This window comes from Tenacibaculum sp. Cn5-46 (assembly GCF_022347705.1).
GTDB classification, from domain to species: Bacteria; Bacteroidota; Bacteroidia; order Flavobacteriales; family Flavobacteriaceae; genus Polaribacter; species Polaribacter aiptasiae.
On record NZ_JAKRGD010000007.1, the window covers coordinates 31,476 to 56,119 of the forward strand.

Here is a 24,644-nt window from a genome sequence, read left to right on the forward strand (position 1 = left end):
TAATAAATAGTTTTTGATGAATAGAAAAGAAATAGAGAATAGAGAAGATGTATATTTATTAGTATCTACTTTTTATGATAAAATTAAAGAAGATGACTTTATTGGTCCGATTTTTATAAAAACCATTCCAGATGAAACTTGGGAAAGTCATTTGCAAAAACTTACCGATTTTTGGGAAACCAATCTTTTCTTTGTTCGTAAGTTTAAAGGAAATCCTATGAAAGCACATAAAGATTTAGATAAAAACTTTAATCATAGCATTTCTCAAGAACATTTTGGAAGATGGCTTCAATTATGGTTTGAAACTATTGATAATCTTTTTATAGGGAAAAAAGCTCATGAAGCTAAAGAAAGAGCACGAAATATAGCTTCCATGCTCTTTTTTAAAATGTTTGATGCTAAGCCAAAAGCGCAAGCTGGTAAATAATTAATAAAATATTTCCTAAAATATTAATTATAAATCCCCAAGCAACAACTTTAAAAGGTCGTTGACTTATAGCTAAAGCATTTGCTCCCATAGCTGAAACACAGGTAAATATTAATGGGAACAGATTTACTTCTCCATGCACAGCCAAGGCTGCAGAAAAAGAAGCAATCATAGTACCTATCATTATTAAAATAACAGATATACCAATAGCATTCTTTTTTTCTTCTGCTATCTTTTGATTTATTGTTTTTATTGGGTTGAAATTTAAAGTCTTAGAGTTTAAATTACTTACAGTTAATTGTTTTGTTGTACTCATGCCTAATAATATTTACTACAAAATTATTACCCATAGACTAATTAATTTATGACCGAAATCATAAATGAAAACTTATTAGATTAATTTAATTGAATAGATATTTTTATATTCACAGATTAAAATATCTTTTGTGGAATCATTGACCCTTTTTTATATAGTATTAGCAGTTTTAGTAAGCGTTGCAATTGCTTTCTTTCAATATTTTTATAAAGCAAAAAAAACGCCTAAAATCCATGTTTTTTTATTCTTTTTAAAAGCATTGAGTTTGTTTTTACTGTTATTACTATTAATCAATCCTAAAATTGAAATGGTTGAAACTGAAAATAACAAACCGGTTTTAGCTGTTTTAGTTGATAATTCTTTGTCTGTTAAACATTTTAAGCAGGAAAAAGAGGTAACAGGCATTGTACAAGAAATTGAAAACAATAAAAAAATACAAGATAAGTTTGATGTACAATTGTTTACTTATGGAAAAAATATAAAAGCATTAGATAGTTTATCTTTTTCAGAAACTCAAACAGACATTTCACAAGCAATAACATCAATTAGCGAATTAAATAAAGAAGCAAATAGCGCTACTATTTTAATTAGTGATGGTAATCAAACAAAAGGAAATGACTATGAATATTTAAATATAAACAAAAGTGTATATCCAATAGTTGTTGGTGATACTACTACATATCAAGATATACAAATTTCACAACTGAATGTAAATAAATACAGTTATATAAAAAATAAATTTCCTGTAGAAGCTCTTTTGTATTATCAAGGAAAAGAGCAAGTAAACTCTACTTTTACAATATCGCATAAAGGACAAAGAATTTTTTCAAAAAAACTACAGTTTTCTCCATCAAACCCATCGCAAACAGTTTCGACTAATTTGTTATCAGGAGAAAAAGGTTTACAATACTACTCAGCTTCGATTAGTAAAATTAGGAATGAAAAAAACACAAAGAATAACTATAAAAACTTTTCGGTAGAAGTACTTGATGAACAAACAAAGGTGTTGATAGTAAGTTCTTTTTTACACCCTGATTTAGGAGCTCTTAAAAAGTCAATAGAAAGTAATAAACAACGTAAGGCAGATATAGCTTTAATTAACGATAGGAATATTAATTTTTCAGAGTATCAGTTTTATGTATTGTATCAACCTAATAGTTATTTTAAAAAGTTTTTTGAAAAAGCTTCTTCAAATTATTTAGTAATCTCAGGAACTAAGACAGATTGGAACTTTTTAAACTCTTTAAAATTAGGTGTTCGAAAGCAAGCGATTAATCAAGTAGAAGAATATGCAGCTATTTATAATGATGGTTTTTTAACTTTTTTACAAAAAGACATTGGTTTTGATGAGTTTCCTCCGCTTAGAGACAAGTTTGGGGAAGTTACCTTAGATAGTAAATCGCAAAGTTTATTATATCAAAAATTTGCTGGAGTAGAAACGCAACAGCCTTTGTTAACTACCATTGAGAATAATGAAAAAAAGTATGCAGTTTTATTTGGAGAAGGAATTTGGAAATGGAGAGCAGCAAGTTTTTTAAAAGAACAATCTTTTGAAACGTTTGATACATTTATAGGTAGCTTAACTCAATATTTAGCGTCTAATAAAAAAAGAAAAAGATTAGAAGTTAGTGCAGAACGTTTATATGCGGCCAATGTACCAATTAGCATTACAGCTTTTTATGTAGATAAAAATTACCAATTTGATAATAGAGCTGAACTAGAGCTAACAATTACAAATACAGAGAGTAAAGAGAAAAAAACTTTACCATTTTCACTTGTAAATAATTCATTTCAGGTATCGGTTGAAGGCTTAACTTCTGGTGATTATAGTTATAGAGTATCGGTAAAAAATCAAAATATAAATAGTTATGGAAAATTTAAAATAACCGATTATCAAATAGAAGAACAGTTTACAAATGCTAATTATAAAAAGCTTAATTCCTTAGCTTTAAAAACAAAAGGAAAGTTGTTTTATGCAAACTCAGTTGATAATTTACTAGAAGATTTATCGCTTAACAAGTCTTATTATACAACCCAAAAATCAATTAGCAATAAAGAAAATTTAATTAATTGGAAATGGACGTTGTTTTTAATTATTGGACTCTTATCTACAGAGTGGTTTATTAGAAAATACTATGGTAAAATATAAAAAACAAATGATGTTTGATAGGTTAACAAGACCTAAATATTGAAATTTGTAGTAAAATAAAATATATGAAATTTCACACTAGAAAATGGGTAAAACCAGAAGATTTAAATCCAAATGGAACTTTATTTGGAGGGCGATTGTTACAATGGATAGACGAGGAAGTAGCTTTATATGCTATTATTCAATTAGAAATTCCTAAAACAGTAACAAAGTTTATGTCTGAAATAGATTTTGTAAGCTCAGCTAAAAAAGGAGATATAATAGAAATTGGTATTGAAGTTGTAAAATTTGGAAGATCATCAATTACTTTAAATTGTGAAGTACGTAATAAGATTACGCATAAAACTATTATTGCTATTGATAAAATAGTTATGGTTAGTTTAGATGAAGATGGAAGTCCAATAGCTCACGGAAAAACAAAAATAGAATACACTAAAGACAGGTTGAAAAAATAAATTTTCAACCTTTTTTTATAAAAATAGTTTTTTCAATTCTTTATACTTAGTTCTACCAACGGGAAGAATTTCGCCATTATTTAATTCAACAGAATATTTACTACCAGTTTGTACAATAATTTCTTTAATTTCAGTAATTTTTACTAGATATGATTTATGAATACGTTGAAAAGATTCTGGTAATAATTGAGAAAGTTTTTCTAAAGATTTGTCGTGTAATTCTTTCTGATTGTTTGTTAAAAACACTTCGGTATACACACCTGCACCTTTGATATATCTTACATTTTTAATATCGATTAATTGTACTCCAGTACGTTTTTTAATAGCTAAATATTGAAGATTTTCTGTAGTAACTTCTTCTTTTCGTATAATTCTATTAAAAGCCTGTTCTAACCTTGTTTTATTAAAAGGTTTAGGAACAAAATCTAAAACACCATATTCAAAAGCAGTTAGTGCCTGATGTTTATTGGCTGAAACAATAATGGTATGAAAAGATTCTGAAACACTATTTTTTAGTACGTCAAAACCATTTTCACCGTTCAGGTTTAAATCAAGTAATAATAAGTCTAATTGATTATTTTGAATATGTTCTATGCCTTCAGTTAAGGAATGTACACAAGTTAATTCTTGAAGTGTATTTAAAAAAAACTCTTTGGTCATACGTTCCACTCTTTTAGCAATACGAGCTTCATCTTCAATAATTAAAATTTTCATAAGCTATTTTATAATTGTTATTACATTTTTCCATCCATTTTCAGTGGGTTCAGAACTAAAGTTCCAATTATTTTTATAACTCTCGGTTAAACGTGCTTTGATATATTTAAAACCAGTTCCGTCTGATCTATCTTTTTGAGAGTTTCTAACTTTAGCATAGGTTAGAAAGGTGTATTTTTGTTTATTATCACTTGTTTCTACAACCAATTTAAAACGCATAGAATTGTTTTTAAGAGGTAAGCAATGTGTAATACTATTTTCAAGTAAAGTATGAATAATAGCAGGAGGAATGGTTTGAGAATCATCATTCAAAACACCTTCATCTTCCCAGAGGTATTCTATTTCTTTTCTATACCTCATAATATTCAAATGACTTTTACATAGCTTTATTTCTTGAGAAATTGGAATTAAAGTTTCATTTTCTACTTGATTTAATAAATCAAACTCGCCTGCTAATGCTTCAATAAATTCAACGCCTTTATCAGGAGCTTCTTCAACCCAATCAATTAAAGAAGTTAAGGTATTCATTAAAAAATGAGGCTGTATTTTCTTTTTTAATAATTCATATTTTAATCTAGTAGATTCTGCTATTGTATGTTCAAAAGCGAGCCTTTGTTCTTTTAGTTTTATTGATAATATATAAAACATACATAAAGAAATAATAGCAAAGCTTACAAATAAGCTTACATCAAAAATGGATATTTTATATACAGTAAAACTCAATAATAAACCAAATAAAACAACAATAGCAGCTTTCTGTTTTTTGTATATAGCATAACAGATAATTAGAGTAGAAGAAAGCCACATCATCTGAGCTAAAAATAAAGCTGTATAATCAAACGAAGGCGAGTAATACTGATGAATCCATATTAAAAATATATTATATGCTAAGAAAAACCATTTTCGAAAAGGGAAAGTGAATTGTACAGAAAAATAATAAGGAACTATAAAGGATATGAATAAAGTTAAATAACCAATAGCTTCTAAACGTAAAACGAAATGTGAATAGTGTATTGGAATATAAAACTTAATGTATTCTAGTATAATTAGTAAGAAAAATAAAAAGCTAGAAATACTAAATAACAACATTGTGTATTGCTTCCTATCACTTATGTATAAAAAGAAATAGTAAATAGTGGCAAGTAAAAATGCTCCAGCCAAAATATTAATATAGATAGTATCTTTTAATTTGTCAGTAACTAGCTCGTTATAATCTTTTATGTATATATAAATTCCACGAGGACCTCCTTTTTCGTATAGTTGCGACATTCGTAAGGCTAAAGTATGGTTTCCTAGTTCAAGTAAGTTATTTGGTATTAAATATTTATCGGTTGTTCTTCCGGTTTTCTCATTGTTTAATTCATTTCCAGGTTCTCCATTTCTACCTATTAAAACACCATCCCAATACACTTCATATGCTCCAAAAGCATTGATACTTATACCTATTAATTGTAGAGAATCAGGAGTTTCAGTTATATTAATTATTTTCCTAGTCCAAAAAATGTCGTCTCCTTTAGGAACTATATTTTCAGTATTCCAATTACTATCATCAAAATCTTTTGTAGCCCATAGGGGATTATCTCCAGTTTTGAATAAAAAACTCCTTTCAGTTGTATACATCTTGGCTCTATGTTTATATCTTTTAAATTCATATTTACAAGAGATTGCAGATAACAAAAGGATGATATAGAGTAGTTTTTTCATGAATATTAATTGTATGGTAAAAGTAAACGAAATAAAAGTGTTTTTAGAGCAGTTTGCAAATTGTTAGAGCAGTTCACATAGTTTTAAATAAAAAGGGAGAATTTTCTATTCATTTTTGATGAAAATTAAAACTTACAAAATATGAAACCACTTATGAATCTATTCCTCTGTTTACTTTTTAGTATTTCAGTAGTAGCTCAAAAACAATCTGGCAACGGAAAAATTTTAGGAAAAGTTATAGATGCTTCAAACGAAACATTACCCTACGCAACAGTTGTACTTAAAGACGCTACTAATAATTTATTAGAAGGAGTTGTAACCGATGATAAAGGGGAATTTATCTTCTCTAAAGTAAAGGTTGGTGATTATAATTTAGAAATTCAATACATAGGTTTTGTAACTGTTGAGAGAAAAGTAAAAATTACAAAAGAGCAAAGTACAGTTAATTTAGGAAGTATTACAGTTAAAGAAGATACTAAAACACTAGATGAAGTAGTAGTTAAGGCGGAAACATCAGAAGTATCGTTAAAATTGGGTAAAAAAGTATTTAGAGTAGGAAAAGATATTACCTCACAAAGTGGATCTGCCTCTGATGTATTAAGTAACGTACCTTCAGTAAATGTAAGTCCAACAGGAACAGTAAGTTTACGAGGAAATGCGAATGTACAGGTAATGATTAATGGAAGACGTTCAGCTTTATCACAATCGCAAGCGCTAGAACAATTATCAGCAGACGTTATAGAAAGTATAGAAGTTATTACCAACCCATCAGCAAAATATGATGCATCTGGTTCAGCAGGAATTATTAATATTATACTTAAAAAGAATAGAAAATCAGGATTAAATGGTCAAGTTCGTTTAGTTGCTGGGATTCCAGATGATTATAGAGCAATAGGAAATTTAAATTATAAAGCGGATAAATTCAATTTTTTCACAAATTTAGGAATTAGATATACTGATTATGAAGGAGAGTATTTTAAGAAACAAACTACTACAGATAATAATGTAACTACTTTTTTAAACCAAAGTGAAGATGAAGACAGGCATGATGATGGACAGTTATTTTATTTTGGTACCGACTATTATATAAATGATAAAAATACAGTTACTATAGCTTATTATAGAAACGAAACTAAAGATACTGATGTAACCAATTTATTCTTTGATTTTTCTAATTCAGGAGTTTTAGCACAATCCTTACAAACTATTGGTAACTCTGTAGAGGAAAGAGATTACAATCAATTAGAAGCAAATTACACAAAAAACTTTGCTAAAAAAGGACAAAAGCTAACAATCGATTTTCAATATGATTTTTGGAATAGTGAAAAAGATTGGCATTTACAAACTGATGAAAAATTCCCAACAACAACTATTGCTCAAACAACAATACAAACTAAAGGAAAGGGAAGTACAGATGATATTGTAGTTCAATCAGATTTTACAACACCATTAAACGAGCAGACAAATTTAGAAATAGGAGCGAAGTTTGAGAATAGAACTATTACAAATGAATTTTTAGCAGAGGAATTAATCAATGGTCAGTTTGAAATAATAGATAACATTAATAATCAATTAGATTATAAAGAAAAGATACTGTCTAGCTACGTGCAAATAAATTCAAAAAAAGGAAAAATAAATTATCAGTTAGGATTGAGAATAGAAAACACTAAAATTGATATTGATGCTTCAGATGTTACGTTAAATTTAAAAGATAAGTATACAAACTTATTCCCATCAGCTACTTTAGGTTATGAATTTCAAGAAAACTTAAGTGGACAAATCAATTATAGTAAAAGAATTGGACGTCCATCATTATGGCAGTTAAATCCATTCTTTCAATTAAAAGACTTTACTTCTAGATTTACAGGAAATCCAGCATTAAGACCATCATTTACAGATGCAATAGAGCTTTCAATAATGTATAGAGGAAATAAATTTCAGTTGAATCCTTCTGTTTATTATTCAGATACTAATAATGCATTTCAATACGAAACAGTACAAAATAATCAAGGTGTTTTTATTCAATCACCAGTAAATTTAGATAATGAAAAACGTTATGGAGTAGAGCTATCAGCATCTTATAATCCATTAAAATGGTTACGCTTTTCAGGAGATTTTAATGCGTATAGATTTCAACAAAAAGGGATGTTAAACAATCAAGTAGCTGATTTTTCTAGTAATACTTGGTTTACCAATTTAACAATGAATTTAAGACCGTTTAAAACATTAAGATTACAAACACGAGTTTTTCACCAAGGAGAAGAACGTAACGCACAAACTAAATCAAAACCTATAACAAATTTAAATTTTGGTTTACAAAAAAGTATATTCAATAATAAAGGAAGTTTAATTTTTAATGTTTATAATGCTTTAGATACAAGAAGATCTAGAGAAGAGATTATAGGTAATAATTTTTCAATTTATCAAGATAGAAGTAGGAATGCTCAACGATTTTCATTGAGTTTTGTATATAAATTCAATCAAAAACCTTCTGATAGAAATAGAAGCGCTAAAAGAAGTAATAGATATTAATATCATTGGTGTAAAAACCTGTATTCTCTCTGAAGAATGCAGGTTTTTCTATTAGTAAGAAAAGAACTTAAATAGCTTTTTAGAAAGGAATTATTATATTTTTTATAATTTTGTAACTAGTCTAAAAGATTCAGTTTGAAAAATATTAGTATCATAATGTTAATCTTAATATTGTTTGTACCATCAGTACAAGCACATACAGATGCTATTATTTTTGATGAAGATGTTACGGAAAGTCATATTGGAGCTATGGATAGTGCGCATCACGATTCTCACCATGAAAACGACACAGAGGAAGAAAGAAATAGAGAGCACCATCATCACTGTATTTTATTAGGAATATCTAATGCTATTATTACAAAAGAATTTAATTATTTATTTGTAAAACCACTTCAAGCAAAAAAGAAAATACTTTTTAGCAAACATTTAAAAGCATCTAATTATTTAGATGAACTTTTCCAACCTCCTAGGGTTTAATTCAACATTTTAAAGTTTAACAGTTTATAATTCTTGTATTTACAAGAGTTAAAATCTGCTATACCGGATTTATAGATAAATCGGGAACATATCGTATTAAAATAGAATTAAACACATGAAAAATGTTAGATAATATCATAAAATTTTCAATTAAAAATAAATTGATTATTGGAGCTTTGGTATTCGCATTAATTGGTTGGGGAATATATTCATTAAAACAATTACCAATAGATGCAGTACCAGACATTACTAATAATCAGGTGCAAATAATTACTTCAGCACCATCACAATCGGCTCAAGATATTGAGCGTTTAGTAACTTTTCCAATAGAGTTAACCATGTCAAGTATTCCAGATATAGAAGAAGTTCGATCTTTTTCTCGATTTGGTCTAAGTGTAGTAACTGTTGTATTTAAAGATAACGTAGATATCTATTGGGCACGTCAACAAATAAGTGAACGATTGGTTGAAGCAAAAAATCAAATACCAGATGGAGTAGGAACTCCAGAAATGGCACCAGTAACCACAGGTTTAGGAGAAATATATCAATATACATTATATGCTAAAAAAGGTTTTGAGAAGCAGTATTCAGCAATGGAACTACGTTCTATTCAGGATTGGATAGTTCGACGTCAATTACTAGGAATAGAAGGCGTAGCAGACGTGAGTAGTTTTGGAGGTTTTTTAAAGCAATATGAAGTTGCAATTCAACCAGAGCGATTACAAGCTTTGAATGTAAGTATTAGTGAAGTTTATGAAGCATTAGCTAAAAACAATCAAAATACAGGAGGAGCTTATATTGATAAAAATCCGAAAGCATATTTTATTAGGAGTGAAGGTTTAATTAATAAACCAGAAGACATCAAAAATATAGTTGTTAAGAACACTAAAAATGGTGCGCCTATTTTGATAAAAGATATAGGGAAAGTTCAGTTAGGACATGCTGTACGTTATGGAGCGATGACTAGAAATACAGATGGAGAAGTTGTAGGAGCTATAGTAATGATGTTAAAAGGAGCAAACTCCTCAAAAGTAATTAAAGATGTAAAAGAACGAATTATTCAAATAGAAAATAGCTTGCCAGAAGGTGTAGCAATTAAACCTTTTTTAGACAGAACGAAGCTAGTTGATAAAGCAATTAATACTGTAGCTACCAACCTTGTAGAAGGAGCATTAATAGTCATATTTATCCTTGTATTATTATTAGGGAATTTGCGTGCAGGACTTATTGTAGCTTCAGTAATTCCATTGGCAATGTTGTTTGCAATTAGCTTAATGAATGTTTTTGGAGTTTCTGGAAATTTAATGAGTTTAGGAGCTATTGATTTTGGAATTATTGTAGATGGTTCTGTAATTATTGTAGAAGCTACTTTGCATTATTTAGGCTTAATAAAGTCAGGAGAAAAACTTTCACAGGAGCAAATGGATGAAGAAGTATATAATTCTGCTTCGAAAATTAGAACTAGTGCAGCCTTTGGAGAAATTATTATTTTAATAGTGTATTTGCCAATTTTAGCATTGGTAGGTATTGAAGGTAAAATGTTTAAACCTATGGCTATGACAGTAAGTTTTGCAATACTAGGAGCCTTTATTTTGTCTTTAACCTATGTGCCTATGATGAGCGCATTGATCTTAAAAAAGACAATTAATAACAAGAAAAATATTTCTGATAAAATAATAGAATCGATACAAAGAGCATATTCACCCTTGCTTGAATTAGTGCTAAATAATCAGAAAAAAGTAATCATTATAGCAGTAGCTATTTTCGGGTTGAGTTTGTTTACATTTTCAAGAATGGGTTCTGAATTTATCCCTTCATTAGATGAAGGTGATTTAGCGGTACAAACAGTAGTATCTACAGGAAGTTCGTTGTCTTATACTATTGATGTATCTAATAAATCATCAGAGCTGTTATTAAAAGAATTTCCGGATGAAATAGAGCAAATTGTAAGTAGAATTGGTTCATCAGAAATCCCTACTGATCCTATGCCTATTGAAGCTTCCGATATTATAATTATTTTAAAAGATAAAGAGAAATGGACAAAGGCTAAGACAAAAAATGAATTGACTAATAAAATGCAAAAAGTATTAGAAGATAATATGTTAGGAGTTTCCTATGGATTCCAACAACCTATACAAATGCGTTTTAATGAGTTAATGACAGGAGCAAGACAAGATGTAGTATTAAAGATTTATGGTGAAGACTTAAATAAGTTAGTAAAATATGCCAATAAATTAAATAATATTATTCCTGAAGTAGCAGGAGCAGAAGATTTGTATGTTGAAAAAGTAACTGGTTTAAAACAAATAGTTATAGATTATAATCGTAGTCAATTAGCTTATTATGGATTGAATATTTCTGATGTAAATACAGCTATTAATGCAGCATTTGCAGGACAAAATGCAGGATATGTATATGAAGGAGAAAAGCGTTTTGACTTGGTAGTTCGATTGGCAAAAGAGAATAGAAATAATATCGAAGATATTCGAAAATTGTATATAACAACACCTAGCGGAGTTCAAATACCATTATCCAATGTGGCAACAATTAATTTTGAAACAGGTCCAAATCAGATACAACGAGATGATGCAAAACGTAGAATAACAGTAGGATTTAATGTTCGTGGACGTGATGTAGCAAGTATAGTAGCAGAGTTAAAACAGAAAGTAAATAGTAAAATTCAGTTTGATCCAGGTTATTATATTACTTATGGAGGTACTTTTAAAAATTTAGAAGAAGCTCGTGCTCGTTTAGGAGTAGCAGTACCAGTAGCTTTATTACTAATATTTCTATTATTATACATAACGTTTAAATCAATTAAACAAAGTATTTTAATTTATACCGCAATACCAATGTCGGCTATAGGTGGAATCTATGCTTTATGGTTACGAGATATGCCATTTTCAATATCAGCAGGGATAGGGTTTATTGCTTTATTTGGAGTAGCCGTATTAAATGGTATTGTGTTAATAGCGGAGTTTAATCGTTTAAAGAAAGATGGTCTAACCGATTTAAAAGAAATAGTTAAAAAAGGAACTTCTATTCGATTAAGACCCGTAATAATGACAGCAGCAGTAGCCTCTCTAGGTTTTTTACCAATGGCAATTTCTTCATCGGCAGGAGCAGAAGTTCAAAAACCACTGGCTACTGTGGTAATAGGTGGTTTAATATCAGCAACCTTATTAACCCTATTAATATTGCCTGTTCTATATATGATTTTTGAAACAGTAAAAGTTAAAAAGGTAGCGTTTAATAAAGCAGTTACAGTTCTTATTTTATTATTTAGTGTATCGATAATAACAGCTCAAGAAGTTCCTCAAAAGTTAACAGAGAATGAAGCTATAGATATAGTTTTGAAAAAAGATGTTTTACTGAAGAAAGCAAGTTTAAATGTAGATAAAAGTAAAGCAGCAATTTCTGGAGCTATCGCATTAAACCCAACATCAGTACAATATCAGGATGTAGGAATAGCACCAGGTTTAACAGAGCAGGAGTGGGCTATAAATCAAAATTTCGGTTCAATATTATCGCATATTCAAAAAAGAAAGTTAGCGAAATCAAAATTTGATTTAGCAAAATTTTTAAAAGAAGTTTCTAAAAAAGAAACGATAACAAGAGTAAAAAAGCTATATCAAGAATGGCATTATTTATTTGGATTGATTTCTCTTATGGAAGAACAACAAGATAATACTAATCAAATAAAGAGTATAGCTAAAAAGTTACATAAATCTGGAGAAATAGGCGGTTTAGAAAATGATTTAACAACAATTCAGTCTTTAGGAGTACAATCTCAGAAGAATAAAGTTTATAAAGATTTTTTATTGGTAGAGAATCAGTTAAAAGAATTATTACAATTGACATCAGCAATAGTTCCAGCGACTAAATTTCCAAAGAAAAAAGAGATTTCAATTCAGAAAGATACGCTTTCAGATACGTTTTTACAGGTGTTAGAAAAAAGTAACAAAGTAGCAGAGAGAAGTATTTCTACAGCAAAAGCTATTTATTTTCCAGAGTTAAAAGCGGGAGTTATCAATAGAAAAACTGGAAATAATAATGGGTACACAGGTTTTAATGTGGGAGTTAATATTCCATTATCATTTTGGTCAAATAATGCAAAAATTATAAAGCAAAAGATTCTTAAAGAAGAGATAGTTTTTGAAAATGAATCGAAAAAAATAGCAATTCAAAACAATTTTAAAAGTTTACAAAATCAAATAAAGTATTTAGAAAGCGAACTTTTAAGTATTGAAGAAACAAAAAAGCAAGCAGAAAAATTTATTGAAAAATTAGAAATAGCATACAAGTCTGGAGAAATTGATGCCTATCAATATAACCAGAGTTTTAATGCCTATTTTCAAGTGATGCAGAATTATTTATTACTTATAAATAATTACAATCAAACCGTAATAGCGTACGAGTTTTATACTAAAGAATAAGAACAGATTTATAAACTCTTAAGGAGAGTAGAGTTAAAAGACATTATAATATGAAAAAAATCATTTTAATATTAATTACAATAATAACCATTAGTTGTAAAGAAGATCATTCAGGACATGATCATGCTAAAGAAGATAAAAACAAAGAAGTAAAATCTTCTTCAGTAAAGGACAATCATAATGAAAATGAGATACATTTAACAAAAGCGCAGTTTGAAACGGCAAAAATTAAGGTTGAAAGTATTGGTAAAAAGAAAATTAGAGATCGAATAGAAGTAACAGGGACAATAGAGGTACCACCTCAAAGTAAAGCAACTATATATGCACCTATGGAAGCTTTTGTATTTAAAACAGATTTGTTGCCTGGAGATAGAGTTAGTAAAGGACAAACGATAGCAGTATTACAACATCCTAATTTTATCAATTTACAATATGCATATTTAGAAGCAATTAATAAATTAAATGTAGCCAAAGCTGATTATGAACGTAAAAAAATGTTATTAGAAAACGATATAACATCTAAAAAATCATTTCAAATAACAGAAGGAATTTACCGTTCGGCAAAGAGTTTAGCCAGTAGTTATGCTTCTCAATTAAAAATGGCTGGATTATCGCCGCAAACTGTTGCAAAAAATGGAATTCAACAATATGTTTATGTAAAGGCACCAATTGAGGGGTATATTGTTGAAAACAATTTAAATAAAGGGATGTTTTTAGCAGCTAATAGTGAAATGATGGAGATTATAGATAACGATCATATGCACGCTGAATTGAATGTTTTTGGAACTGATATTATAAAAGTAAAAAAAGGAGACACTTTTATTTTTACACCTTCAGGATTAGATGTTTCATATGAAGGTTATATAAAACTAATAAGCCAAAAAGTAGATGATAAGACTAAAACAGTAAATGTTCATGGGCATTTTGAAGACGAACAAAACCGTTTAAAATCTGGAATGTTTATCAACGCACAAATTTTACTGGATGGTAATGAAGTATTTGCAGTCCCAGAAGAAGCAATTATAGATAATGAAGGAGAAAGTTTTATTTTCATGTCAGAAAATAATAAAGATTTTATTCCTGTAGAAGTTACACTAGGTAATACAGATAATGGTTTTACAGAGATAAAAACGATTCAGAATAACAACTATAATATAAAAATAGTAACGAAAGGAGCTCATTTCTTAAAAGGGAAACTTTTGCAACAAGCTGGGGGAATGGATGGGCATGCACATTAAATAAAAGTTTTTGGAGGTGTTTTAGAAATAAAAACTAAGACACCTCAATAAAATATTCTTTTAAAGCATATAGATAGTTGTTTAGTTTAGAGAATTAATTCAGTATTTTTGATATAAATAAAAAACAGACATGAATAATAGACAACAATTAGATTTACAATTACCTAAAGGGCTTTTTTTACTGGGTATAATTGCCGTTGTGGTAATTATTATATTTTCTAAATCAACAGTAACAATAGGACCTGGAGAGGGAGGAGTTATATTTGAAACTTTAGGAGATGGTATTAATACGGAGAAAACATATGGAGAAGGATTTCATATTGTAGCCCCTTGGAATAAGATGATTATAAGAAAAGTACGTCAACAATCAGTATCAGACGAAATGAATGTACTTTCTGTAAATGGATTAGAAGTAAAAGTTAATGGAACAATATGGTATGAACCAGAGTTTAATAACTTAGGGAAGTTAATTAAAACTAAAGGAGAAGATTACGAGCGTGAATTATTAGATCCAGCAATTAATGCAGCAGCAAGAAGTGTAGTTGGACGTTATACTCCTGAACAATTATATTCAAGTAAAAGAGATGTAATTGAGCAAGAGATCTTAGATGAAGTAAAAACAGTTTTAAAGGATCAGTTCTTAATCGTAAAAAGAGTTTTAGTTGAAGATGTTAAGTTACCAACCACAATTAGAACAGCAATTGAGACTAAGTTAAAGCAAGAGCAAGAATCTTTAGAATATGAGTTTAGGTTAGCAAAGGCAAAGAAAGAAGCTGAAAGACAAAAAATTGATGCAGAAGGTAAAGCAATCGCGAACAAAATTTTAAGTGCTTCGTTAACAGATAAGATTTTACAAGAAAAAGGGATAGAAGCTACTTTAAAATTATCAGAATCGCCTAATAGTAAAGTGGTGTTAATTGGAGCTGGTAAAAGCGGAATGCCAATAATATTAGGGAATCAATAGTAGTTTTTGAAACTAAAAAACTATAATTATACATAAAAAACAGCTCATTTGAGCTGTTTTTTTTATGTATATATGATGTGGAATTAATCTCTTCTACGTTTTCTTCCAAATCCAGCAGAAGCTCTATTGTTGCTTCTTCTTGATGAATTATTAGAACTATCGTTATTACGTCTTCTACCAAATCCGCCTTTGTTGTTATCTCTATTGTCGTTACTTCTTCTTTTTCCGCTAAATTTACCACCACCGTTTCTACGAGGTTTTCTACCACCACGGTCAGATTTAGTAATTTCAATATTAACAGTTCTACCGTTAAAATCAGGATTATTAGCACTAAAAGTATCTAAAGTTTCCTTTTCAAAGTTCTTATCAATTTCGAAGAAAGAGAAAGTATCTAAAATATCAATAGCCCCAATTTCAATTTTATCAGTAATATTCTGATCATTGATTAAACCAATTAACTTAGCTGGGTTTAATTTATCTTTTCTACCTAAATTAATGAAGAAACGAGTCATGTTCTCATTTGTAGATCTACCTCTTGAATTTTCTCTTGATGATAAATTATTTAAATCAGGAGCATTCTCGTAGTAAGATAAGAAGGTGTTAAATTCTAAAGAAACAAATTTTTGAATTAATTCTTCACGAGATAATCCTTCTAATTTTTCATAAATACTAGGTAAGAAACCATTAATTTGTTCAGTATTTACTTCTGTATTATGAACTTTGTCAATTAAATGGAATAATTGATTGTGGCATATTTCTTTACCAGAAGGTACAGGTGTGTGAATAAATTTCTTTTTAAGAATACGCTCAATAGGGCGTAATCTTCCTTGTTCCTTTCTGCTAACTAAAGCAATAGAAACTCCTTTATTACCAGCTCTACCAGTTCTACCACTACGGTGATTGTAATTTTCTATCTGATCTGGTAATTTATGGTTGATAACGTGTGTTAGGTTATTTACATCTAAACCACGAGCAGCAACATCTGTAGCTACTAATATTTGAATAGTTTTTTTACGGAACTTATCCATAACGCTATCACGTTGCCCTTGTGATAAATCACCGTGTAAAGCATCTGCATTATAACCATCTCGGATTAAGTTATTTGCAACTTCTTGAGTCTCTCTTCGAGTTCTACAAAATACAATAGCGTAAATATTTGGATTTAAATCAGCTACTCTTTTTAAAGCAGGGTAGCGAGTTTTTTCATTTACTAAATAGTATTCGTGACTTACATTGTCTGATCCTTGATTTTTTTGTCCTGAAGTAATTTCAGCAGGATTTGACATATAATTACGAGCTATTGCTTCAACTTCTCTTGGAAAAGTAGCAGAGAATAATAACGTTTGTTTAGTTTCTGGAGTAGTTTCTAAGATTTGATCTAACTCATCTTTGAACCCCATGTTTAACATTTCGTCAGCCTCATCAAGTACTAACCATTGAACGTTTCCAAGCTTTAAAGCTTTTCTTTTAATTAAGTCAACAGTTCTTCCTGGAGTACCAACTACAATTTGAACACCTCTTTTAAGCTTCTTAATTTGTTCTTCGATATTAGCACCACCATAAACAGTAGCTACTTTTAAGTTAGGCAAGTATTTTGAAAAATCTTCAATGTTTCTTCCTATTTGAACAGCTAGTTCACGAGTAGGAGACAGGATAATAGCCTGAGTATTTAAACTTGTTTGATCAGCTAATTCTATAATAGGTAAACTAAAAGCAGCAGTTTTTCCTGTACCTGTTTGTGCAAATGCTTTTAAATCTTCTTTAGAAGAAATAATTTGTGGAATTGCTTTTTCTTGAATTACGGTTGGATTTTCGTAACCTAAATCCATTAAAGCTTTATTGATAGGTTCTTTCAAACCTAAATCTAAAAATTTTGACATACTGTGGTTTTTAGAGAACTCACAGATGCCCCTCCGCGAATTCTAATATTAATATAAATTATCTCTTAGTGAGATTTTGGACGGCGCAAAAGTACACTAAATAAATGAATTATAGAGTGTTATTTTGTTTTTTGTAAGTTGTTGACTTGTAGGTTGATATCTTTTGCTGATAAACTTGTGTATCCATTTACAATGATACCATTCTTGTCAATTAGTAACATACGAGGGAATTTACTAGAAGAAAAATTGCAAACAGCACTCTTAGCTGGTAAGGTATATTGGTATTTAAAATCTACATTTTTAGTATATCTTTTAAAGTCACTACATAAGTTAACAACTACAAAGTTTACATCAGGATTATTTTTGATTAAGTAATTAATACGAGAAGATACCCACTCATCAGATGCATATTTATAATTTTTAAATAATAAAACTGCATTTTTTCCTTTTATTATTTTTGAAATATTTTTTACTTCTCCAGTAGCATCGATTAAATCAAAAGAAGGGATTTTCTCTCCATTATTTAATACTTTAAGATCGTTTTTTAAGCGTTGAATATTCTTTTTCTGATCAATATTGGTATTTAACTTAAAGAAAGTAAAAAAGGCTTCATTTTTATTTTTAGGATCTTTAAAGAAATGACGAACCATTGTGTTGTATAACAGTTTGTTTTTTATTTCTTCGGAAGAAATCTCAGAATCAATATTTTTTAATAAATCGCTAGTAAAGTTCTTTGGGTCAGAATTTAATTTTTTAAGATAAACATCGTTATATAATTTATCTTTTATAAATCTATAATAAGGACCATAAAAAATTAAAGAATCTTTTTTTACACTAATATTATCACGGTGATCGAAATAAGAATCAACTAATTCTTCTGGCGCTTCTTTTGAATAATTGTGTATTGCGTATTTTTCTTTATAGTTATAAACAGGATATAATAAAGCAATATTAAGTATCTCGTTAAATTTTTCAGAGATGTTATTGTTTTTACTTTTATAATTGTCAATAATTTCTACTCTAATTTGTTTAAGAGAATCAATTTTCTTTAAGAAATCTTCCTGTGGTAACTTATAAAGTTTAGAAATGTATTTATCTTCTTGTTCTGTTTGTAAAAAAGATTCAATTAATATGTTATTTCGTTCTGCATTTTCACCACTAAAAACTAATGATTCATCAAAATCCCATGTATTTAATCGAAAAAGTAAACTATCATTTGGTTCTAAATAGATGTATTGGTGTTCTGGCCCATGACTAAATATATATAAGCCTTCTTTTAAGTTTTTATAATCACCAATAAAACTATTGTCTTTTTTTAAATATATGGTATCGTTAAAATTGTAATTATCAGAAAGGGTAACATAACTACATTTAGGATTAATGATTTTACCGCCAAAATATGTTGATTTAGGGGTTTTTGAATCTTTACATCCTATAAATATGATTAATATTATGTATATAAAATTTCTAGTCATGTTTTTGTTATTATCTTGATAAAGATATAGTGCTCAAAAATAGACATCTCTATATAATCAAGCTGTTAATTCGTTGTTAAAAGAATTAAAAGCATCAAAAGTAATATGTTAAATATTTCCTTGCAAATTCTTTTTTGGTTGGTATATTTTTTACTTTTGCACGGAAATTTAAAAAAATATAAATGTTAACAGTTTCTAATTTATCAGTTCAGTTTGGTAAACGTGTTTTATTTGATGAAGTAAATACAAAATTTACTCAAGGTAATTGTTATGGAATTATCGGAGCAAATGGAGCAGGAAAATCTACTTTTTTAAAGATTTTATCAGGAAAACAAGAAGCAACATCTGGTCATGTTCACCTAGAGCCGGGGAAGAGAATGTCGGTTTTAACTCAAGATCATTATGCTTTTGATGAGTTTACTGCCTTAGAAGCTGTTTTAAAAGGTAACAAAGAACTATATAAGATTAAATCTGAAATAGATGCTTTATATGCTGATTATTCTGATGAAAATGCAGAAAAAATAGGAGAGTTACAGGTTCGTTTTGAAGAAATGGACGGATGGAATGCAGATTCTTCAGCAGCAACAATGTTATCTAACTTAGGAATAAAAGAAGAAGATCATTATACATTATTAGCAGATTTAGATTCTAAGAAAAAAGTACGTGTGTTATTAGCTCAAGCATTATTTGGAAATCCAGATGTTCTAATAATGGATGAGCCTACGAACGATTTAGATTTCGAAACTATTGCTTGGTTAGAAAATTTCTTAGCAAACTATGAAAACACTGTAATCGTAGTATCACATGACCGTCACTTTTTAGACGCAGTATGTACGCATATTTCTGATATAGATTTTGGAAAAATTAATCATTATTCAGGAAATTATACATTTTGGTATGAATCTTCTCAATTAGCAGCTAAACAAAGAGCTCAACAAAACAAAAAAGCAGAAGATAAAAAGAAAGAATTAGAAGAATTTATTCGTCGTTTTTCTGCAAATGTTGCTAAATCTAAACAAGCAACTTCTCGTAAGAAAATGATTGAGAAGTTAAATGTTGATGAAATTAAACCATCATCACGTCGTTATCCAGCAATTATTTTTGATAGAGATAGAGAAGCAGGAGATCAAATTTTAAATATTGAAGGATTATCTAAGTCATTTGAAGGTGAAGATTTATTTGCAAATGTAGATATCAACTTAAATAGAGGAGATAAAGTTGCTATTATTTCTAGAAATTCAAAAGCAGTAACAGCTTTTTATCAAATTATTTCTGGAAATGAAGAAGCAGATTCAGGAAAATATGCTTGGGGTGTTACAACAACACAATCATATTTGCCAGCTGATAACTCTAGTTTCTTTCAAAATGGAGAATTGAATTTAGTAGATTGGTTACGTCAATACGCTAAAACAGAAGAGGAGAGAGAAGAAGTGTTTTTAAGAGGTTTCTTAGGGAAAATGATTTTCTCTGGAGAAGAAGCATTAAAGAAGAGTAATGTACTTTCAGGAGGAGAAAAAGTACGTTGTATGTTATCTAGAATGATGATGACTCGTGCTAATATTGTAATGTTAGATGAACCAACTAATCACCTAGATTTAGAGTCGATTCAAGCACTGAACAATTCGTTAATAAACTTCAAAGGAACTGTATTATTTTCAACTCATGACCACGAGTTTGCACAAACAGTAGCGAACAGAATTATAGAAATTACCCCAAAAGGAGTAATTGACAAATATTCTACTTTTGATGATTACTTAGCTGATCCTAAAGTAAAAGAATTAAGAAACAAGATGTATTCATAAAGATAAAAGAGAGCTAAATAGCTCTCTTTTTTATTTTTATTCAATATTTCTATATTGTAATTCGTCAATAATATCTCTTGAACCCTTTCCGTAAAAAAGAAATTTCTTTTCTAAAGTCTTCGCTTTTTGATACAATTTAATAATATAATCTATACCGTGAGGGTCGATTTCTGTTACATTGTCGATGTCTAAAACAATCGATTCATTTTTTTTAAAGTAAGAATTTACATTTTTCTTAACAAAAGAGAGATTATTTATATTTAACTCCCCGTTTAAATGCAAATGCCCATCAGAATGTGTAATTTTAAATCCCATATTATAAGTTTAATGTTATGCGAGATTTAAGTTAAGGTTATTAAATAGTTTAGTTCTTCTTTTTTCGATAAAAGGAAGTTATCCTAAGTTAATTGGTAAGTTTATATAGTTGAAGTAAGATTTAATATTCAAAAAAGCTAAAAACATTTCCGCCATAACGCTTGTCATAACTATGTTTTGGGTGTTCTGTTAAGTCAGTATGCTTAGAATGTTCAATAATTAAAATTCCATCTTCATTTAAGAGTTCTTTTTCAAAAACAAGGTCAGCTATTTTTAAAAATTGAGAAGCTTCAAAATCATATGGTGGATCTGCAAAAACTACATCTGATTTTAAAGGTGTTTTTTCTAAGAATTTATAAACGTCACTTTTATAGGTGTTTATATTTAAATCAAGTTCTTTAGAAGTTTGATTAATAAACTTTATACATCCATAATTAGCATCTACTGCATAAATTGTTTCAGTTCCGCGAGAAGCAAATTCATAACTAATGTTACCAGTTCCAGCAAATAAGTCTATTACAGATATATTCTCGAAATAATATAAGTTATTTAAGATGTTAAATAAAGATTCTTTAGCCATGTCAGTCGTAGGACGAACAGGTAAGTTCTTAGGAGCAGAAATTCGCTTGCTTTTATATTTTCCTGAAATAATTCGCATTAGGATACTAGAATAAAATTAGTGTGTGTTAAAAAATCGGTACTGCTGGTAAAAAATCCTGATTTTGAGCTAATAAAATTAATATTACGAACGTAATTATAAGTAATATTATATAATTCAGATTCTTTTTCAATATCACCAATAAAGCTTAATTCAAATACATTAGGATCCATTTCTAATTGTTCAGCAGTAAACAATATATAATAAATAAAGTCTTCTTTTGTTTGAATAGAAAATGAATTATAAAGCTTCAAAGAATTCTTTTCAAAAACTACAATATCTAATTGATTAACTGATACATGTACGTAAAAAGAATCTTTTAAATTATTTTCTACTTGTTTTAAGAGTTTATTAATTAATACAGTAGAGTGATGCTTGAATTCAAACTCTCCAAAATTTTGAAATAGATAATTATTAATGTTCACATAAGGAATATAGACTGTATGAGCATCCATTTTATCTAAAGAATCATATGTGATTAAATCTGTAGAAAGTGTTTTTACTGTGTATTTTAGATAAGAATCTAAATTGTTTTTATCGAAATATTTATCAGGAACAAGGGTAGATAAATTATTTTGATGTATAGCAAAGATAGAGGTGAAATCTTGTTGTAAATCTTTATCAGTGCCAAATATGTTTATGACTTCGTTCAATAAAGCTTCTGGAGAAGCTAATGGAGTGTCAAAAATATATTGTGTAAAAACTATAGGATCTTTTGTCTCTGAATTAGAGATACAAAAAGAAAATCCATCCAAACTAAATTGGATGGATAGATTTTTATGCTGCGCTAAGGCGCTTATTTTTTTACTCTTTTTTTGCAAGTGCTTCAGCTTTATCGTAGTAAGGAGGCCAGTTACCACCAGTAGTTACTTCATCTAAAGATCCAACAGAAACAAATTCACCTTTGATTTGGTCAGTTTCTATAGCTTCTAATTCTTGCTTTACTAATGAAGGACTCATTCCTTTTAAAATAGAAGCTTTGTCTGCTTTAGCTTCAAATACAGGAACTAATAAACCAGCTACTTTTTCTACTTTACCAATAGCTAACTGAAATTCTTTATCAGTACCAGGAACTTTAAACATTTCTTTGTAATCTTTACCTTCAAAGTATTTTGATACAGGTTCGTAACCAATAGTATCAATTTGCTTTTTTGAAATAGTAATAAAAATTCCTCCTCCACGGTCTACTTTTTCTTCAACATTTTTAGTTTCTGTTAAAGCTAGTTTTCCATTTTCTATAAAGTTAATTAAAGAATCTTTACTATCCGTATAAACTTTGTGAACTTCTTTATATTTTACCTCTGCGTCACGAATTAATTTTAAATTCTCAATAACTTTAGCATATTTCACCTTTTTATCTTTAGCAAAATTAATAGGCTCCATAATACCTCCATAAATTTTATATACTAAAAAAGCAGTAGCAGCTAATAATAATATAGAAATTAACCATCTCATTTTCAGTGGTACAAACTTAACGATAAGAAAAGCTAAAAGAATTGCAACCACAACAGCTGCCAAAATCATTAATAATAAATTCATTTTTTTTGTTTTTAATATATGATATACGCAAATCTACAATTTTTTTTCAATCATGAAAATAATTATCTATAAATACATTTATCTTTGACGATTATTTGAAATATGATAGAATCAGCACCCAATTTTTATAAAGAAATATTACAAAAATTTCCGTACGAGCCTACTCAAAAACAAACGGAATTATTAGATACGTTAACGCATTTTATTTTTGACAGCAATAATCGCGCCCTTTTTTTACTAAAAGGTTATGCAGGAACAGGAAAAACAACAATTATTAGTACTGTAGTTCATAATTTATGGAAAGCAGGAAAAAAAGCAGTGCTATTGGCTCCAACTGGACGTGCTGCAAAAGTAATTGCAGGTTATTCAAAAAGACAGGCATTTACAATACATAAAAAAATATATTTTCCCAAAAAGCAGAGTAATGGTGGTGTAAGTTTTGTTATGCAACCAAATAAACATTCTGATACTATATTTATAGTAGATGAAGCTTCTATGATTTCTGACGATCGACAAAACGCAAAACTATTTGAAAATGGTTCATTGTTAGATGATTTAATATCATATGTATATTCCGGTAAAAACTGTAAAATTGTTTTTATAGGAGATACTGCACAGTTACCTCCTGTAAAATTAACAGTGAGCCCAGCTTTAGAGGCAGATAATCTTTCGTTTCAATATAATAAAGATGTAACGGAAATTGAATTAGATGAAGTAGTTAGGCAACAAGAAGATTCGGGAATTTTAGCAAATGCTACCGATTTACGTTTGTTAGTACAAAACGATGCAACTCATTTTAAGTTTGATTTAAACTTTACCGATATTATTCGTTTAGAAGATAGTTATGATATACAAGATGCTATAACTATGGCATACGATGGTGATTTAGGAGTTGAAGATACCGCAATTATAGTTCGATCTAATAAAAGAGCTAATCAGTATAATGAACAAATTAGAACCAGAATTAGAGGGCAAGAGAATGAAATTTCTACAGGAGATTATGTAATGGTGGTAAAAAATAATTACTACTGGTTAAAAGATTCTTCTTCTGCTGGATTTATAGCCAATGGAGATATTTGTGAAGTAATGCGTATAAATTCTATTAAGGAATTATATGGATTTAAATTTGCTGAAGTTGAGATTCGTATGATTGATTATCCTGATATGAAACCTTTTGATACGGTATTACTTTTAGATACGCTTTCTAGTGAGAGTCCTTCATTAACATATGAAGAATCTAATAAATTATATGAAGCGGTAAAAGAGGATTTTGCTCACGAAAAATCTAAATACAAACAGTTTATGGGGGTAAAAAAGAACAAGTATTTTAATGCTTTACAAGTTAAATTTTCATACGCTATGACTTGTCACAAATCGCAAGGAGGGCAATGGAATACTGTTTTTATAGAACAACCTTATTTACCAGATGGACCAAGTGTTGAATACTTAAGATGGTTATATACAGCGGTTACGAGAGCTCAAGAAAAATTATATCTAATAGGTTTTAAGGATGAGTATTTCTTGAGTTAAAAAATGTTAGCGTTTTGTTAATTTGATAGAATC

General features: G+C 28.9%; 19 protein-coding genes. 10 read left to right on the plus strand and 9 right to left on the minus strand.

All coding sequences use genetic code 11. The features are described from left to right. Positions 1–16 precede the first annotated feature (16 nt). Entirely contained in the window at positions 17–427 is a 411-nt protein-coding gene (locus MHN29_RS14290; protein WP_235275229.1) for a group III truncated hemoglobin, read from the plus strand. Here the strand turns inward: MHN29_RS14290 and MHN29_RS14295 are convergent. Continuing rightward, positions 399–743, minus strand: coding sequence for a hypothetical protein (locus MHN29_RS14295; protein ID WP_235275230.1), 345 nt, complete (start codon positions 741–743; stop codon positions 399–401). The two genes, MHN29_RS14290 and MHN29_RS14295, sit on opposite strands and share 29 nt — an antisense overlap. Positions 744–873: 130 nt before the next feature. On the opposite strand from MHN29_RS14295, the gene MHN29_RS14300 reads away from it, so the two are divergent. Together MHN29_RS14300 and MHN29_RS14305 are read left to right on the plus strand one after the other, a co-directional pair. Beyond that, entirely contained in the window at positions 874–2,892 is a 2,019-nt protein-coding gene (locus MHN29_RS14300) for a VWA domain-containing protein (RefSeq protein ID WP_235275231.1), read from the plus strand. 65 nt (positions 2,893–2,957) lie between these two features. Next, complete coding sequence (locus tag MHN29_RS14305) at positions 2,958–3,347, plus strand: acyl-CoA thioesterase (RefSeq protein WP_235275232.1); 390 nt, start codon at positions 2,958–2,960, stop codon at positions 3,345–3,347. A 15-nt stretch (positions 3,348–3,362) separates the two neighbouring features. Here the strand turns inward: MHN29_RS14305 and MHN29_RS14310 are convergent, their stop codons facing one another. Continuing rightward, a complete protein-coding gene (locus MHN29_RS14310; RefSeq protein ID WP_235275233.1) occupies positions 3,363–4,061 on the minus strand; it encodes a LytTR family DNA-binding domain-containing protein in 699 nt (232 codons plus the stop codon). 3 nt (positions 4,062–4,064) lie between these two features. Continuing rightward, on the minus strand, positions 4,065–5,681 hold the full coding sequence (locus tag MHN29_RS14315) for a sensor histidine kinase (protein ID WP_239176082.1): 1,617 nt from the start codon (positions 5,679–5,681) through the stop codon (positions 4,065–4,067). 225 nt (positions 5,682–5,906) lie between these two features. Here MHN29_RS14315 and MHN29_RS14320 point away from each other — a divergent pair, with 225 nt between their 5' ends. The 5 genes from MHN29_RS14320 to MHN29_RS14340 all read left to right on the plus strand — a co-directional run bounded on the left by MHN29_RS14320 (position 5,907) and on the right by MHN29_RS14340 (position 15,412). Further along, entirely contained in the window at positions 5,907–8,297 is a 2,391-nt protein-coding gene (locus tag MHN29_RS14320; RefSeq protein ID WP_235275235.1) for a TonB-dependent receptor domain-containing protein, read from the plus strand. Positions 8,298–8,432: 135 nt separating this feature from the next. Beyond that, positions 8,433–8,774 (plus strand): hypothetical protein, encoded by a 342-nt coding sequence (locus tag MHN29_RS14325; RefSeq protein ID WP_235275236.1) that lies wholly within the window; start codon positions 8,433–8,435, stop codon positions 8,772–8,774. A gap of 122 nt (positions 8,775–8,896) precedes the next feature. Beyond that, positions 8,897–13,210 (plus strand): CusA/CzcA family heavy metal efflux RND transporter, encoded by a 4,314-nt coding sequence (locus tag MHN29_RS14330; RefSeq protein ID WP_235275237.1) that lies wholly within the window; start codon positions 8,897–8,899, stop codon positions 13,208–13,210. Positions 13,211–13,260: 50 nt separating this feature from the next. Then, positions 13,261–14,448, plus strand: a complete 1,188-nt coding sequence (locus tag MHN29_RS14335; protein ID WP_235275238.1) for an efflux RND transporter periplasmic adaptor subunit — start codon at positions 13,261–13,263, stop codon at positions 14,446–14,448. A gap of 130 nt (positions 14,449–14,578) precedes the next feature. Continuing rightward, positions 14,579–15,412: a prohibitin family protein gene (locus tag MHN29_RS14340; RefSeq protein ID WP_235275239.1), complete on the plus strand. Its 834-nt coding sequence runs from the start codon at positions 14,579–14,581 to the stop codon at positions 15,410–15,412. 83 nt (positions 15,413–15,495) lie between these two features. On the opposite strand, the gene MHN29_RS14345 is transcribed toward MHN29_RS14340, so the two are convergent. Beyond that, positions 15,496–17,292 carry a DEAD/DEAH box helicase gene (locus MHN29_RS14345; RefSeq protein WP_235275240.1) on the minus strand — a complete coding sequence of 599 codons (1,797 nt, stop codon included), beginning with the start codon at positions 17,290–17,292 and terminating at the stop codon, positions 15,496–15,498. 119 nt (positions 17,293–17,411) lie between these two features. After that, complete coding sequence (locus MHN29_RS14350; RefSeq protein ID WP_235275241.1) at positions 17,412–18,767, minus strand: hypothetical protein; 1,356 nt, start codon at positions 18,765–18,767, stop codon at positions 17,412–17,414. Positions 18,768–18,949: 182 nt separating this feature from the next. Here MHN29_RS14350 and MHN29_RS14355 point away from each other — a divergent pair, with 182 nt between their 5' ends. Then, positions 18,950–20,569, plus strand: a complete 1,620-nt coding sequence (locus MHN29_RS14355; protein ID WP_235275242.1) for an ABC-F family ATP-binding cassette domain-containing protein — start codon at positions 18,950–18,952, stop codon at positions 20,567–20,569. A gap of 36 nt (positions 20,570–20,605) precedes the next feature. Here the strand turns inward: MHN29_RS14355 and MHN29_RS14360 are convergent, their stop codons facing one another. From MHN29_RS14360 to MHN29_RS14375, 4 genes are all read right to left on the minus strand, one after another. Continuing rightward, positions 20,606–20,884 (minus strand): STAS domain-containing protein, encoded by a 279-nt coding sequence (locus MHN29_RS14360; RefSeq protein WP_235275243.1) that lies wholly within the window; start codon positions 20,882–20,884, stop codon positions 20,606–20,608. A gap of 121 nt (positions 20,885–21,005) precedes the next feature. Next, complete coding sequence (locus tag MHN29_RS14365) at positions 21,006–21,542, minus strand: RsmD family RNA methyltransferase (protein ID WP_235275244.1); 537 nt, start codon at positions 21,540–21,542, stop codon at positions 21,006–21,008. After that, positions 21,542–22,363: a DUF3822 family protein gene (locus MHN29_RS14370; RefSeq protein WP_235275245.1), complete on the minus strand. Its 822-nt coding sequence runs from the start codon at positions 22,361–22,363 to the stop codon at positions 21,542–21,544. Before MHN29_RS14370 ends, MHN29_RS14365 begins: the two co-directional genes overlap by 1 nt. Beyond that, a complete protein-coding gene (locus tag MHN29_RS14375) occupies positions 22,347–23,081 on the minus strand; it encodes a hypothetical protein (RefSeq protein ID WP_235275246.1) in 735 nt (244 codons plus the stop codon). Before MHN29_RS14375 ends, MHN29_RS14370 begins: the two co-directional genes overlap by 17 nt. A gap of 102 nt (positions 23,082–23,183) precedes the next feature. Between MHN29_RS14375 and MHN29_RS14380 the strand changes: the two genes are divergently transcribed. Continuing rightward, positions 23,184–24,611, plus strand: a complete 1,428-nt coding sequence (locus MHN29_RS14380; protein ID WP_235275247.1) for an ATP-dependent RecD-like DNA helicase — start codon at positions 23,184–23,186, stop codon at positions 24,609–24,611. Positions 24,612–24,644: the final 33 nt, after the last annotated feature.

Bases quoted from the DNA above. Each gene is read 5' to 3' on its own strand.
- MHN29_RS14330 (WP_235275237.1), top strand. From the start codon at position 8,897: ATGTTAGATAATATCATAAAATTTTCAATTAAAAATAAATTGATTATT.
- MHN29_RS14350 (WP_235275241.1), bottom strand. From the start codon at position 18,767: ATGACTAGAAATTTTATATACATAATATTAATCATATTTATAGGATGT.
- MHN29_RS14365 (WP_235275244.1), bottom strand. From the start codon at position 21,542: ATGCGAATTATTTCAGGAAAATATAAAAGCAAGCGAATTTCTGCTCCT.
- MHN29_RS14315 (WP_239176082.1), bottom strand. From the start codon at position 5,681: ATGTATACAACTGAAAGGAGTTTTTTATTCAAAACTGGAGATAATCCC.
- MHN29_RS14305 (WP_235275232.1), top strand. From the start codon at position 2,958: ATGAAATTTCACACTAGAAAATGGGTAAAACCAGAAGATTTAAATCCA.
- MHN29_RS14345 (WP_235275240.1), bottom strand. From the start codon at position 17,292: ATGTCAAAATTTTTAGATTTAGGTTTGAAAGAACCTATCAATAAAGCT.
- MHN29_RS14375 (WP_235275246.1), bottom strand. From the start codon at position 23,081: ATGAATTTATTATTAATGATTTTGGCAGCTGTTGTGGTTGCAATTCTT.
- MHN29_RS14295 (WP_235275230.1), bottom strand. From the start codon at position 743: ATGAGTACAACAAAACAATTAACTGTAAGTAATTTAAACTCTAAGACT.
- MHN29_RS14335 (WP_235275238.1), top strand. From the start codon at position 13,261: ATGAAAAAAATCATTTTAATATTAATTACAATAATAACCATTAGTTGT.
- MHN29_RS14310 (WP_235275233.1), bottom strand. From the start codon at position 4,061: ATGAAAATTTTAATTATTGAAGATGAAGCTCGTATTGCTAAAAGAGTG.
- MHN29_RS14360 (WP_235275243.1), bottom strand. From the start codon at position 20,884: ATGGGATTTAAAATTACACATTCTGATGGGCATTTGCATTTAAACGGG.
- MHN29_RS14380 (WP_235275247.1), top strand. From the start codon at position 23,184: ATGATAGAATCAGCACCCAATTTTTATAAAGAAATATTACAAAAATTT.
- MHN29_RS14290 (WP_235275229.1), top strand. From the start codon at position 17: ATGAATAGAAAAGAAATAGAGAATAGAGAAGATGTATATTTATTAGTA.
- MHN29_RS14340 (WP_235275239.1), top strand. From the start codon at position 14,579: ATGAATAATAGACAACAATTAGATTTACAATTACCTAAAGGGCTTTTT.
- MHN29_RS14320 (WP_235275235.1), top strand. From the start codon at position 5,907: ATGAAACCACTTATGAATCTATTCCTCTGTTTACTTTTTAGTATTTCA.
- MHN29_RS14355 (WP_235275242.1), top strand. From the start codon at position 18,950: ATGTTAACAGTTTCTAATTTATCAGTTCAGTTTGGTAAACGTGTTTTA.